Origin of the sequence: Aeromonas sp. s8, from assembly GCF_040907785.1 — a bacterium.
In the GTDB taxonomy this organism is placed as follows: Bacteria; Pseudomonadota; Gammaproteobacteria; order Enterobacterales; family Aeromonadaceae; genus Aeromonas; species Aeromonas veronii.
Map to the genome: position 1 here is coordinate 111,352 of NZ_JBFOCL010000047.1, position 13,176 is coordinate 124,527.

At 58.1% G+C, this 13,176-nt stretch carries 12 protein-coding genes; 3 read left to right on the plus strand and 9 right to left on the minus strand.

What is annotated here, in order from left to right:
* Window positions 1–34: 34 nt before the first annotated feature.
* Window positions 35–910, plus strand: a complete 876-nt coding sequence (locus tag AB5Y86_RS16575) for an OmpA family protein (RefSeq protein WP_005337611.1) — start codon at window positions 35–37, stop codon at window positions 908–910.
* 84 nt (window positions 911–994) lie between these two features.
* Here the strand turns inward: AB5Y86_RS16575 and gloA are convergent, their stop codons facing one another.
* The 9 genes from gloA to AB5Y86_RS16620 form a co-directional block, all read right to left on the minus strand.
* Window positions 995–1,408, minus strand: coding sequence for a lactoylglutathione lyase (gloA, locus tag AB5Y86_RS16580; RefSeq protein WP_005347113.1), 414 nt, complete (start codon window positions 1,406–1,408; stop codon window positions 995–997).
* Window positions 1,409–1,464: 56 nt separating this feature from the next.
* Window positions 1,465–2,106 carry an endonuclease III gene (nth, locus tag AB5Y86_RS16585; protein ID WP_368193473.1) on the minus strand — a complete coding sequence of 214 codons (642 nt, stop codon included), beginning with the start codon at window positions 2,104–2,106 and terminating at the stop codon, window positions 1,465–1,467.
* Between the two features lie 13 nt (window positions 2,107–2,119).
* The gene (locus AB5Y86_RS16590) at window positions 2,120–2,872 is read right to left on the minus strand and encodes an electron transport complex subunit E (RefSeq protein WP_040067956.1); all 753 of its coding nucleotides are present in this window, start codon (window positions 2,870–2,872) and stop codon (window positions 2,120–2,122) included.
* Window positions 2,873–2,896: 24 nt separating this feature from the next.
* Window positions 2,897–3,529, minus strand: a complete 633-nt coding sequence (gene rsxG / locus AB5Y86_RS16595) for an electron transport complex subunit RsxG (RefSeq protein ID WP_005359614.1) — start codon at window positions 3,527–3,529, stop codon at window positions 2,897–2,899.
* Between the two features lie 43 nt (window positions 3,530–3,572).
* Window positions 3,573–4,625: an electron transport complex subunit RsxD gene (gene rsxD / locus AB5Y86_RS16600; protein ID WP_368193474.1), complete on the minus strand. Its 1,053-nt coding sequence runs from the start codon at window positions 4,623–4,625 to the stop codon at window positions 3,573–3,575.
* Between the two features lie 11 nt (window positions 4,626–4,636).
* The gene (rsxC, locus tag AB5Y86_RS16605) at window positions 4,637–7,351 is read right to left on the minus strand and encodes an electron transport complex subunit RsxC (RefSeq protein ID WP_368193476.1); all 2,715 of its coding nucleotides are present in this window, start codon (window positions 7,349–7,351) and stop codon (window positions 4,637–4,639) included.
* Between the two features lie 14 nt (window positions 7,352–7,365).
* Window positions 7,366–7,944: an electron transport complex subunit RsxB gene (rsxB, locus tag AB5Y86_RS16610; protein WP_005350799.1), complete on the minus strand. Its 579-nt coding sequence runs from the start codon at window positions 7,942–7,944 to the stop codon at window positions 7,366–7,368.
* Between the two features lie 2 nt (window positions 7,945–7,946).
* Entirely contained in the window at window positions 7,947–8,528 is a 582-nt protein-coding gene (gene rsxA / locus AB5Y86_RS16615) for an electron transport complex subunit RsxA (protein WP_368193477.1), read from the minus strand.
* 181 nt (window positions 8,529–8,709) lie between these two features.
* A complete protein-coding gene (locus AB5Y86_RS16620; protein WP_368193606.1) occupies window positions 8,710–11,853 on the minus strand; it encodes a DUF3427 domain-containing protein in 3,144 nt (1,047 codons plus the stop codon).
* 213 nt (window positions 11,854–12,066) lie between these two features.
* Between AB5Y86_RS16620 and AB5Y86_RS16625 the strand changes: the two genes are divergently transcribed.
* Complete coding sequence (locus AB5Y86_RS16625) at window positions 12,067–12,330, plus strand: hypothetical protein (protein ID WP_368193478.1); 264 nt, start codon at window positions 12,067–12,069, stop codon at window positions 12,328–12,330.
* Between the two features lie 204 nt (window positions 12,331–12,534).
* A complete protein-coding gene (locus AB5Y86_RS16630) occupies window positions 12,535–12,903 on the plus strand; it encodes a VOC family protein (protein WP_058058755.1) in 369 nt (122 codons plus the stop codon).
* Window positions 12,904–13,176: the final 273 nt, after the last annotated feature.

The following is a 13,176-nucleotide window of genomic DNA, read 5'->3' on the forward strand; positions in this document are numbered from 1 at the left end:
ATATCTCTTGTGAGATCGTGTGGAGGACAAGCAATTGAACGCTTGGGTGTTGGGGTTGGTCAGCATATCCGTGAGTATGCAGTTACAGGCTGGGGTCACCGAATTTGGTGCCGGTCTGGATCAATCCGTCTGGCGTTTGACCTCCGATACCCAGATTGAGTGTCGCCTCGAGCATCCTATTCCCAATTGGGGAACGGGGGCCTTTGTCAGCCGCGCCGGTCGCAAGATCAACCTCGACTTCGAGCTCAAGGGCAAGCGGCCACAGGCCCAGACCCAGACGGTGAGCCTTGGCATCATGCCGCCGGTATGGCGCCCGGGGATTGCCGGGCGAGAAGTAAGTCAGCTGCGCTTCTATCAGCAGTTCGATGGGCTGGTGGAGGGGCAAACCGCCTGGACCATGCTCGACGAGCTGGAGGGGGGGCGGATGCCCACTTTCCAGTATCGGGACTGGTATCGCCAGAACCGCGCGGTGCGAGTGTCCCTCTCGTCGGTTAACTTTCGGGTTAAATATCAGGCCTTTATAGACTGTCTGAGCGGGCTCTTGCCCTACAGCTTCAATGACATCGCCTTTAGCGTGCTTACCTACGACAAAAACAGCGATCAACTCTCCATCCCTTCCAAGCGGCGGCTGGCGATGATCAGCGAGTTTATCAAGGCGGACAAGAGCATTGATGTGGTGGTGATCGATGCCTACAGCGACAGCTACGGCGGCCGCTGGCCGAACCTGAAACTCTCCGAGAAGCGGGCCGATGCCATCAAGAAGGTGTTTGTCGATCTGGGGATCGATCCTGGCAAGATCTCGGTGGAGGGGCATGGCGAGAAGCAGCACGTTGCCTCCAACGAAACGGAGCAGGGTCGTGCCAAGAACCGGCGGGTGGTGATCAGCATGGGGCGCAATGGCGAGATCTAGCGCCGTCCCTGGTCAGAGAGGCATAAAAAAGAGCGCATCTGCGCTCTTTTTTGATCCTGCCATTCGCAGCGGGAGTCGGGTAGCTTAGAAGCTGTCACCGAGGCCAGTACCGGCATCTTTCTTGGCGATCAGTTCAATCTTGTAACCGTCCGGATCTTCGACGAAGGCGATGACGGTGGTACCACCCTTGACCGGGCCCGGTTCGCGGGTGATCTTGGCACCGGCGGCGCGCAGTGCGTCGCAAGTGGCGTAGATGTCGTCCGCTTCCAGCGCGATGTGGCCATAGGCTGAGCCCAGTTCGTACTCGCTCACCCCCCAGTTGTAGGTCAGCTCGATCACCGCTTCATCTTTCTCGTCACCGTAACCGACGAAAGCCAGGGTGTACTTGTACTCGCTGTTCTCGCTCTTGCGCAGCAGCTTCATGCCAAGGACGCGGGTGTAGAAGTCGATGGAGCGTTGCAGATCGCCGACACGCAGCATGGTATGCAGAATTCTCATTGCTCAGTTCTCCGGGTTGGTGATGTGTACTGCTTTCAATCTCGGTTGCGAGGCTATCAGTTCTCGGGATAGACCTTCTCTTTGTACTCGCACAGATCCTCGATGATACAGGAACCACAACGGGGCTTGCGAGCCAGACAGGTGTAACGCCCGTGCAGGATGAGCCAGTGGTGGACATCCAGCTTGAACTCGGCGGGTACCACTTTAAGCAGCTTCTCTTCCACCTGATCCACGTTCTTGCCCACCGCAAAGCCGGTGCGGTTGGATACCCGGAAGATATGGGTATCGACGGCGATGGTGGGCCAGCCAAAGGCGGTGTTGAGCACCACGTTGGCGGTCTTGCGGCCGACGCCGGGCAGGGCTTCCAGCGCTTCGCGATTCTCCGGTACCTCGCCACCGTGGCGCTCCAGCAAGATGGCGCAGGTCTTGATGACGTTCTCGGCCTTGGTGTTGAAGAGGCCAATGGTCTTGATGTACTCCTTGAGCCCGTCCACCCCGAGCTCCAGCATCGCCTGCGGGGTGTTGGCCACCGGATAGAGCTTGTCGGTCGCCTTGTTGACGCTGACATCGGTCGCCTGCGCCGAGAGCAGCACGGCGATCAGGAGTTCAAACGGCGAGTTGAAATTGAGCTCTGTGGTGGGGCGCGGGTTGTTTTCCCGCAGCCGCTCGAGGATCTCTCTGCGTTTCTGGTTGTTCATGCTAGGCGTCCGATCATAGCTCGGTCGCCCGGACGCGAGCCGGGGCAACGTTGCAGTGGGCGACGGTAGCGGCCTGTTTGCGATCACGCCAGTCGTTGATGGCGTTCTTGGCAGCGATCAACAGCCCCAGCCCGATAAAGCCGCCCGGCGGCAAAATCGCCAGCAGCAGGCTGGCATCGGCGTGGAACAGCTCGATACGCAGGGATTTGGCCCACTCGCCCAGCAGCAGCTCGGCGCCATCAAACAGGGTGCCCATGCCGATGATCTCGCGCATGCCGCCCAGTACCAGCAGCACCAGGGTAAAGCCAAGGCCCATCATCAGGCCATCGAGGGCCGCCAGCAGCGGAGGGTTCTTGGAGGCATAGGCCTCGGCGCGGCCGATGATGACGCAGTTGGTGACGATGAGGGCGATAAAGATGCCGAGCGCCTGATAGAGGCCATAGGTGTAGGCGTTCATCAGCAGCTGCACGCTGGTCACCAGCGAGGCGATGATCATCACATAGACCGGGATGCGAATATCCTTCGGCACCCAGTTGCGCACCAGCGAGACGGCGAGGTTGGAGCAGACCAGCACCGCCATGGTGGCAAGGCCCAGCCCCAGCGCATTGGTAAAGGTAGAGGAGACGGCGAGGGTCGGGCAGAGCCCCAGCACCTGCACCAGCGAGGGGTTGTTCTTCCACAGCCCCTGACTCATCAGCTCCTTGAGCTCGCCTTTGCGGCTTTCCAGCTCGGCAATCGGGGTTGCGCCCGTTTCAATCTGTTCCATCTGGTTCATGATGGCTCGACTCCGTTAGTTCGCCGCCGGACAAGCCGGGGCGTTGCTGAGCAGTTCGGGTTGCTCCTGCTGCAGTTTAAGCAGGTTCTTCACCGCCTTGACCACGGCTCGCGGGGTGATGGTGGCGCCGGTAAAGGCATCGAACTCGCCGCCATCCTTCTTCACCGCCCACTGGGGTTCGTTGTCATGGGTCAGGAATTTTCCGGCAAAGCTGTTGATCCAGTCCGATTTCTTCAGCTCGATCTTGTCACCCAGGCCCGGGGTCTCGTTGTGAGCGAGCACGCGCACGGCAGTGATGGTGCCCTTGGCATCAAAACCCGCCACGATGCGGATCGCCCCGCTGTAGCCATCCGGCGCGATCGCCTCCAATGCATAGCCGGTCACCACGCCATTCTTGCTGGCGGTATAGAGGGCCTGCGGCTGATCGCTGCCGAGATACTTCCTGCTGGTCACCTGCTTGCAGCTGGCCACCAGATCGTTGTCATAGCTCCCCTCTGGCAGCAATACCGAGAGGGTCTGCTGCTTCTCCAGCTGCTGCTGGTGGGCGATTTTATCCTTGGTCAACTCGTTGGTCAGTACCACCAGCGCGGTACAGCCGAGCGCGAACATCGCCAGAATAAGGCCGTTCTTGCGCATGCTCTTTAACATGTCCGGGCTCCGTCAGCTGTGATGGGGGAAAAGGGCAGAAACATCATTGGCGACGGGCTCCATACACTTTCGGGCGAGTCAGGCTGTCAATAAAGGGTACGCAAAGGTTGGCCAGCAGCACGGCGAAGGCGAACGCATCCGGATAGCCGCCAAAGCGGCGAATGATGTAGACCAGCACCCCGATCAGCACGCCATAGACCAGTCGGCCGCGCGGTGTGGTGCAGGCACTGACCGGATCGGTGGCGATAAAGAAGGCCCCCAGCATAGTCGCGCCGCTAAAGAGATGGAACATGGGCGTGGCAGTCGCATCCGGGCTCACCAGATAGCCGATGGTGGAGGCCGCCAGCAGGGCACCCAGATTGGCGGTGGGAATGCGCCAGTTGATCACCTTCTGTTGCAACAGGAACAGGCCGCCCAGCAGATAGCCGAGGTTGACCCAGCTCCAGCCGATGCCGCCCCAACCCTCAAACAGCGGGCCGCTCAGGATCTCGCCGGTGGTGAGACCCTGAGTCAGGCCGGTTTTCAGGGTATCGAGCGGAGTCGCCATGGTGAGACCATCCACCCCCTGCTTGAGCTGGGCCATGCTGTAGCCGTCGAGGCTAAAGCCGGTGAAGATCACCGACGCCGCATCACCAAAACCGAGGCTGTAGGCGCGCACGCTCTCTGGCGGCAGCCAGCTGGTCATCTGCACCGGGAAGGAGACCAGCAGCAGCACATAGGCGACCATGGCCGGGTTGAACAGGTTCTGACCCAGTCCGCCGTAAAGGTGTTTGGCGACAATGATGGCAAAGGCCGTGCCCACCACCAGCATCCACCATGGCAGCAGCGGAGGCAGGGAGAGACCGATCAGCACGGCGGTGAGCGCCGCACTGCCATCCATCAGGGCAGGCTTGATGGCGCGGCCCCGCAGCTTGAGCACCAGCGCCTCGCACAGCAGCGCAGTGACCAGCGCCAGCAGGATCTGGATAAAGGAGCCCCAGCCGAAGAACCAGGTCTGGGCCAGCAAGCCCGGCACGCAGGCCAGGATCACCAGCAGCATCAGGGTTCGGGTCTGTTTGCGGTTATGGGCAAACGGCGCAGTCGCAATATTGAACATGAGTCTGTCGATTACCTTGTGGTTGTTCGGTCGGCTGACGGGGCATCTTCAGCGGCGGTCTCTGCGGCTCTGGCTGCCTCGGCCGCCAGCTTCTTCGCCTTGGCGCGGGCCACGGCAGCTGCAATGGCCGCTTTTTTCGGATCAACCGGGGCGTCAATCGCTGGAGCACTCGCTTCAGGAGCCTCTGCTACGGCAAGTGGTTGCTCACTGCTGGCTGCATCGGTTTGCATCGGCTCGGCCGGTGCGCGCTCACCCTCAGCTCCGGCACTCTCTACCTGAGTAGCGGCACTTTCTACCTCAGCATCGGCATTTTCTACCTCAGCACTGGTACTTGCGCTCTGCTGGGCCAGCTTTTTGGCCTTGGCCCGGGCAATGGCAGCGGCGATAGCGGCTTTCTTGGGATCGACCGCTTCGCTTTCAGCCGTATCGCTGTGGCTGGTGGTTACTTCGCTCTTGGCTACCGCCACGTCGCGGGTCTGTGCGCTGGCAGCTGGCTCACTCTGCGCACCTTCAGCACCGGCACTCTCGCCCTGCTGGGCTGCCTTTTTGGCCTTGGCGCGAGCAATGGCAGCAGCAATTGCAGCTTTCTTGGGATCAACCGCTTCGCTGACAGCAGATGGCGCATCGCTTTGGGTTGCAGCCGTTTCGCTGGTGCCGGCGGTGTCTGTCAGATCGTCCTCAGCGCTGTCACCCTGCTGGGCCAGCTTCTTGGCCTTGGCACGAGCGATGGCTGCAGCGATAGCCGTTTTTTTGGGATCGACGGGCGCATCGCTTTGGGTGTCAGCGTCGGTTGTTGCGCTGTTGGCTGCGCTTACCGGTTCACCATTCGCCTCTGCCTTTTTGGCTTTGGCCCGGGCAATGGCGGCGGCAATCGCCGCCTTTTTCGGATCAACCTCTACCGCAGGGGCTGCAGCGGTTTCGGCCGTCGCAGGCTCGGCGCTATCGCCAGCCTGAGCGGCTTTCTTGGCCTTGGCGCGCGCCAGTGCGGCGGCGATGGCTGCTTTCTTGGGATCGCTGGCGGGGTCAACCGCCTCGGTGGATTGCGGCGCAGCGGCGGCAGTGTCGCTGTTTGCGCTCTCTGCCAGCTTGGCGGCGCGGCGCGCTTCCGCTTCCCGTTTGCGGGCTTCGCGGGCGGCAATCACCGCGCTGTTGTCAGGCAAGCCCTCGGCGGTGGCGGTAATGGCAGTGATGGGCGCATCCTGCTTGGCCTTGATGCGGGCCAGTGCCGCTGCCACCGGATCTTCGCCGCCTGCGGCCGTCATGGTCTGACGGCGCTGGGCGGCGGCTTCGGCATGGCGCGCTTCGCGGGCCGCTTTCTCCCGCTCGAAGCGGGCCTGCTTGGCCTCGAAACGCTGCTTGGCGCGTTCGGCCTTTTCGGCCTCGGCACGGGCTTCGCGAATGTCGTCTTTGGCAATCTTGTAGTACTGCACCAGCGGGATCTCGCTTGGGCAGACCCAGGCGCAGGCTCCGCACTCGATGCAGTCCATCAGGTTGAGCTTTTCGGCCTTGTCATACTCCTTGGCCCGGCTGTACCAGTAGAGCTCTTGCGGCAGCAGGGTAGCCGGGCAGGCATCGGCGCAGGCGCTGCAACGGATGCAGGGCTGCTCCGGGCCGGGGGCGGGCAGTTCGGCCTGCGTCGGCGCCAGCAGGCAGTTGGTGGCCTTGACCACAGGCACCATGGCGTGGGGCAGGGTAAAGCCCATCATGGGGCCACCCATGATGACCCGCTGCTCCGCTTCCGGTTGCAGCTCGAAACGCTGCAACAGCCAGCGCACCGGCGTACCCAGGCGCACCCAGGCATTGCCGGGTTTTTTGAAGCTGTCGCCGGTGAGGGTGACGATCCGCTCGATCAGCGGCTCGCCGTCGATAATGGCGCGCTTGATGGCAAACACGGTGGCCACGTTAAGCACCATGATGCCGATATCGACCGCGCGGCCGCCTTTGGGCACCTGACGGCCGGTGAGCAGCTCGATGGTCTGCTTGGCACCGCCCGAGGGGTACTTGGTCGGCACGGTCTTGACCAGCACATCTTCATCGGTGGCGTGGCGGGTCAGCTGCTCGATCGCCTCGGGCTTGTTGTCTTCCACCCCGATCAGGGTGAGTTTCGGTTTGAGCAGGTGCTTGAGCACCCGGATGCCATCCATGATCTCGTCGGCATACTGCTGCATCAACCGATCGTCGGTGGTGATATAGGGTTCGCACTCCAGCCCGTTGACGATCAGGATCTCGGTGAGCTGGCCGCGGCCGTCGAGCTTGCTGTGGGTGGGGAATACGGCGCCGCCAAGGCCCGCAACTCCCGCCTGCTGGATGCGCTCGAGCAGCTCACCCCGCTCCAGATTCCAGTAATCGGCTTTGCCATTGCGCTCGCCCCATTCATCCTCACCATCGGGGGTGAGGATAACGCAGAGATCGCCGAGTCCGGAGGGGTGGGCAACCGTGTGGTTGCCAATCTCGGTGATGGTGCCGGAGGTGGAGGCATGGACAGGGACGACCCGCCCCTTGGCATAACGGGTCAGCGGCTGCCCTTTTTTGACCTTGTCGCCCACCTGCACCAGCAGATCGCCGGCGGGGCCTGCGTGCTGGCGCAGCGGAATGATGAGGCGCGGTGGCAGACCGGCGTCTACCACCGGGCTCTGGCTTGATTGCAGCTTGTTGTCGGCGGGGTGAATGCCACCGTGAAAGTCCCAGAGCGTGCCGGCTTTGATACGTTCGAGTAAGGAATGCATGGTTGCTCCGCTGTTTATTCCACTATCTTGACCGGAATCTTGCCCGGAACATGCACGTTATTGAGATCCCACTTCCAGTTATCGACCGTGGTGGGCACCGGGATCATCTCGATGCAGTCGGTCGGGCAGGGATCGACACAGAGATCGCAACCGGTGCACTCGTTGGCAATCACGGTATGCATCGCCTTGGTGGCGCCGACGATGGCATCCACCGGGCAGGCCTGAATGCACTTGGTGCAGCCGATGCACTGATCTTCGTGGATAAAGGCGACCTTTTTGACTGGCACGGCGGCCTCGTCACTGCCCCCCAGCGGCTGGGGCTCGACTCCCATCAGATCGGCAATCTTGCGCATGGTGGCCTCGCCACCGGGTACGCACTTGTTGATCTGATCGCCGTTGGCGAGCGCCTCGGCGTAGGGTTTGCAGCCGGGATAGCCGCACTGGCCACACTGGGTCTGGGGCAACAGGGCATCGAGCTGGTCGACGATGGGGTCTGCTTCCACATGAAACTTGACAGCGGCAAAGCCCAGGATAATCCCGAACGCCAGCGCCAGCAGGGTGAGCACCAGAATGGCAAAGAGAATATGGATCATGGTTATATCTTGATAAGGCCGGTAAAGCCCATAAAGGCCAGCGACATCAGACCGGCGGTGATCATGGCAATCGACACCCCGCGAAACGGGGCGGGCACATCGGCGGCGACCAGACGCTCGCGCATGGCGGCAAACAGGATCAACACCAGCGAGAAGCCGATGGCGGCGCCAAAGCCGTAGATCACGCTCTGGATAAAGTCGTGTCGCTCATTGATGCTGAGCAGCGCCACCCCGAGCACCGCGCAGTTGGTGGTGATGAGGGGCAGGAAGATCCCCAGCAGGCGATAGAGGGTCGGGCTGCTCTTGCGCACCACCATCTCGGTAAACTGCACCACCACGGCGATCACCAGAATAAAGGCGAGGGTGCGCAGATAGGCGATATCCAGCGGCAGCAGGATATAGTGCTCCACCAGATAGGAGCTGGCACTGGCGAGGGTCATCACGAAGGTGGTCGCCAGCCCCATGCCGATGGCGGTTTCCAGCTTGCCGGAGACCCCCATAAAGGGGCAGAGGCCGAGGAATTTCACCAGCACGAAGTTGTTAACCAGCACGGTGCCGATCAATAAAAGCAGGTACTCAGTCATCAATTACCGTCACTGAAAGTCGGGTTATCGGGGTTTGAAGGCGGGCGGTATTATCTGACGTTAGGGCCAGTTAAACAACCGCAAGGCCGCATGGTTATTATGCAACTGGATAATTTAGCCGGGGTTTTGGGCAAGAACCCGGTGGGTTTTGCGTCATCTTCCCACCGGGTGATAAGTCTTACTAACCAACAGCCAGTTTGGCGGCCTCTTTCCATATAAATGGCGGCATCGGAGTGGTGAGACGCCATTTTATGTTCATCGGTTGGCTGCCTGTGTGGGATACGTACTCCACCTCACCAAAGTTCACAAAGCCAAGGGTGCGGCCAAATTCATCTTTGCTCTGCTCGCGGACGAACAGAAACAAGCGCTTACCTTCTGCTCTGTGGTTTATGTAACTCAGCCCCTTACCCCGCTCTGGGCGAGCGCTGTTTTGGCTCTGCCAATGAAACAGCGACTCGTTGATGGCGTAGTCGTGATAACGGGTAGTGGGGGAGAAGTGCTGTTCCGTTTTGTTCAAGGTAACGAACAGCAACTCGATATGTTGCTCTGCGATGACATAGACCCCTTCGCGAGCCGTGGGTTGCTGCGCGAAGGTGGTCGCGCCAAAGCCAACCAGCACCTGCTCTCTGGCATAGCGAGCATGCAGTTGCAGCGGATTACCGGGAAGGTTTGGCATGGTGCTTTGTTCGTGCTGCACCCGGTTGATCAGCATGGGTAACAGATCTGCCAGCTCGGCCCTTAACTCTGGTTGATTGAGTTGTTTCAGGCTGTGCGCCAAGGAGCTAAAGCCTGCGTTGGGGCCGCTCTGTTGCCAGAAGTCGTAGTGGCACATCAAGGCCATGCGTGCATCGTGCTCGGCCGTTAAGGTAAAGGCGCTTTCCACCAAGGTTTGTAAGAAGTTCAAGTAATGGAGCGCATCGCAGCCCAATAGCCGGGTTTTGATGGCCCGGGTGTAGAGAGTCGACAACTTCTCATCGCTCATTTCAGAAATGGTATGGTTGCGGGCCTGTTTGACCAAGGTGCTCCAATTGCCGCGCTTGTAGATCTCCTCAAGGCTGATGTGAGGGTAGAACTTCAAAAAGTTCGCTAGTGTCAGAGGTAAATCGCAATCCTGTGAGAAACGGCGGATCAGGCCCATAAGGCGCGAGGTATTGAGAGTCGCCTTCTTGATATTGCTCAGAATTAACTCTTGGGTCTGTTTTGAGAGTTCGATGCGGCAGCCCAAGGGGGCGTGAGGGAAGCCCTGTTTGATCTCGTGGCTGATCGCTTTATTAGTTTTACCCACCAGTGCCCGGAATTTCTGGGCAAAGTCATACTCAACACGGGCATTGCCAACAAAGTCCAACACGGTGCAGCACTCTTTATCGCTCGCCAGCCGCAGGCCGCGCCCTAATTGCTGTAAGAAGATGGTGAGACTTTCCGTTGGTCGTAAAAACAGCAAGGTATCGACTTCCGGGATATCAACCCCTTCGTTGAAGATGTCCACCACGCAGAGAATATTGATAACCCCAGTGCGCAAATTTTGTTGTTTACTATGCCGCTCGTCTCGATTATCGCTGGTGAGAATATCAGCCTTGATGCCCTTCAATAAAAAGGCCTTGCGCATAAAATCGGCATGTTCACGGCTCACACAAAATGCCAGTGCTTTGATCTTGGTAATATCGGTGACGATCTCATTGAGGCTCTGGACGATTTTCTGTACCCGCTGCTGATTGTGGGTATAGATATTGGAGAGCTCAGTGATGTCATAACGGCCATTTTTCCAAGCCACTTGGCGCAAGTCAGTATCATCATCGATACCAAAATATTGGAACGGACAGAGATGGCGACGATTGATAGCCTCGGGCAAGCGGATCTCTGCTGCGATGACACCACAAAAGTCGGCAAGAATATCACCGCCATCATGGCGCTCTGGCGTTGCGGTTAATCCTAACAGAATGTGAGGTTCAAAGGCGGCGAGCAGACCGCGATAACTGGCCGCCGCAATATGGTGAACCTCATCAATGACGATGTAATCGAAATAATCTGGGCTAAGACGTAAATTAGCCAGCTGGTTATTCAAGGATTGCACCGAGGCAAATAGTTGACGGTAGTGGGTTGGCACGGCGCCGCCGACCAAGAGTTCGCCAAAATTGGATTGCTTGAGCACACCGCGGTACGAGGCTAATGCTTGGCGCAAGATCTCCTCTTTGTGGGCGACAAACAGGAACTTGGCGTCGGGTTTGGTTTTCAGAAAACGCGCAAAATCAAAAGCGGAGATCAGGGTTTTCCCTGTACCAGTGGCCGCAACCACCAAGTTACGGAAGCGCTGGTGTAAAGCGCGCTCCATCGCCAATTGTTCAAGGATCTCCAGTTGATGGGGAAACGGCGTGATATCAAAGAAATAGGCAGGGCTATTTTTGTCCCCATCCCCACGGGCCTCTTGCAGTGCATGCTGCAATTTTGTACGGCTTTCGAGCTTACCATCAAACAGCTCAAAATCATCGGATTCCCAATAGGTTTCAAAGGTACTTAGGGATTTCTCGATAATATGAGGGATCTCTTGCGAGGTGATTTTTAGGTTCCACTCCAAGCCGCTAGTGAGGGCAGAGTGAGAGAGATTGGAGGAACCTATATAGCCGGTATGAAAGCCGGTATTTCGGCAAAAGAGATAGCTCTTGGCATGCAACCGCTCGCGCTGGGTGTTATAGCTGAGTTTGACTTCGGTATTTGGGAGGCTGGCTAAAAATTCAACTGCCTTAGCGTCGGTCGCCCCCATATAAGAGGTAGTAATTACTTTTAATTGGCGGCCGCTGCGAGTGAACTCTTCCAGCTCATGACGGAAAATACGGATACCTGCCCATTTGATAAATGAGACCAGCCAGCAGATGCTATCTGCAGATAATATCTCCCGTTTAATCTCCGATTCCATTGACAAACCCGCATTGCTGCCACAAAACAGTTCGCTCTGAGTGAGACCTGTCAGAGGGAAAATATCCTCGGCATATTGCTTTAAATTGGCGGAGATGGGGTTATCCAACTGGTAGAGTGCTGTCAGAATTTTTCCCTGACTATCGATGAGGTTCTCGCCAATAAAGTCTGGGTCTTGGGTGCGATCCTTTAGCCAAAGCAATAACTGGTTAGCCAGCTCAATCTGCCGTTGCAGCTGATCCTCTCCAGTTACCGACCCCACCGCATATTCCAAAACCCGGCTCAGAAATCTGGATAACCAAACTGCCGCTTCGGCAGGCTCAAGTTGGCGTTCCCCCACGTAAAAGCGCTCGCGGTCGAGTCGAGATGTCAGCAGTTGAGTAATGAGCTGTTCATAAATACCGCATTGTTGCATCACGCCCGAGCCTCGAACATTGTCTATAGAAGAAAGAGATAATATCATTTTTTCATCTAAATCAGCATGTTATTATCGGTGGCAGGTTTGGTTATGGAGCCCGTATTATTAATTTTTTCACGTGGCTCACAGATTCAAGATGTGGCAGCATTTTTTTCTTACCCCATGCTGGGCTTTATTACTGCCACTATCTGCAGTGACTGAGGAGTACAGATGTTCAAGAAACCGGTAGCGGTTGAACTGGAGGCAATCAATCAGGAAGGTGAGATACAGGTGGTGCGTGACAGCGGTCTGACCGTTCAAGGCTACAGCGTTTACTTGCGAGTCGAAGAGAGCAACGGCTGTGCCTTGGCAACCTGTGTGGCAGACTACGACACCATCGGCCCTGCCTACGAACTGGCGGAGCGGTTGAGTCAGGCGCTGGCCATCCCGCTCATTGTGATGACTCCAGAAGCATTAATGCCAGTGAAGAATTAGCCAAACGCGACAACAGCAGCCATCGCAACGCCCAACTGAACACCCCTTAAAAATTACATCATCATTTGCGCTCTCTTTGCGCGCCACGGCACACATGGATTTCCCCTTGCCGGGTATGATGGGGTAGCCCGCCGTGGCGGCAACAGTCGGATGTTTGCGGGTATATGCCGGTCACATCAGCCAGATCACCACCAGGAGGTAACCATGATCAGCCATATCGACCATCTGGTATTGACGGTCAGTGATATCGAACGGGCCGTGGCGTTTTACAGTTCGGTGCTCAATATGGAGGCCATTACCTTCGGTGCGGGGCGCCGGGCGGTGGGGTTTGGCAACCAGAAGATCAATCTGCAACTGCTGGGGCAGGAGCCGCGCAACCGGGCGCAGGTGGGGTCGGGGGATGTCTGCCTTATCACCCGCTGGCCACTGGAGCAGGTGATGACTCAGCTGGCCTGCCACGGGGTGGAGATTGTCGAGGGGCCGGTGACTAAAAGTGGCGCCTGCGGGCCGATAGAATCAATCTACTTCCTCGACCCTGACCAGAACCTGATAGAAGTGAGCATCTATCCCTGAGCCCACCAAGCCATCACCCCCATCGCACCATCAATAGAAAGGGGCCGTCAATTGACGGCCCCTTTCTTGTATCGCCATCGGCCCAGCGCCAGCGTCGCTTGGTTGATGCGATAGAGACCCCTAGGCTGCGTTCGCAAAATGCTGGTTTTCTGTCTACCAATAGTTTCTATAGGTAATGAATGCAGAAAGTCAGCTGGATAAATGCAGCAACACTTCCCGCCAGCTTTTCATACCTCATCGCTTATGCGGTGAGGTAGAAATAAGGGGGGGGGG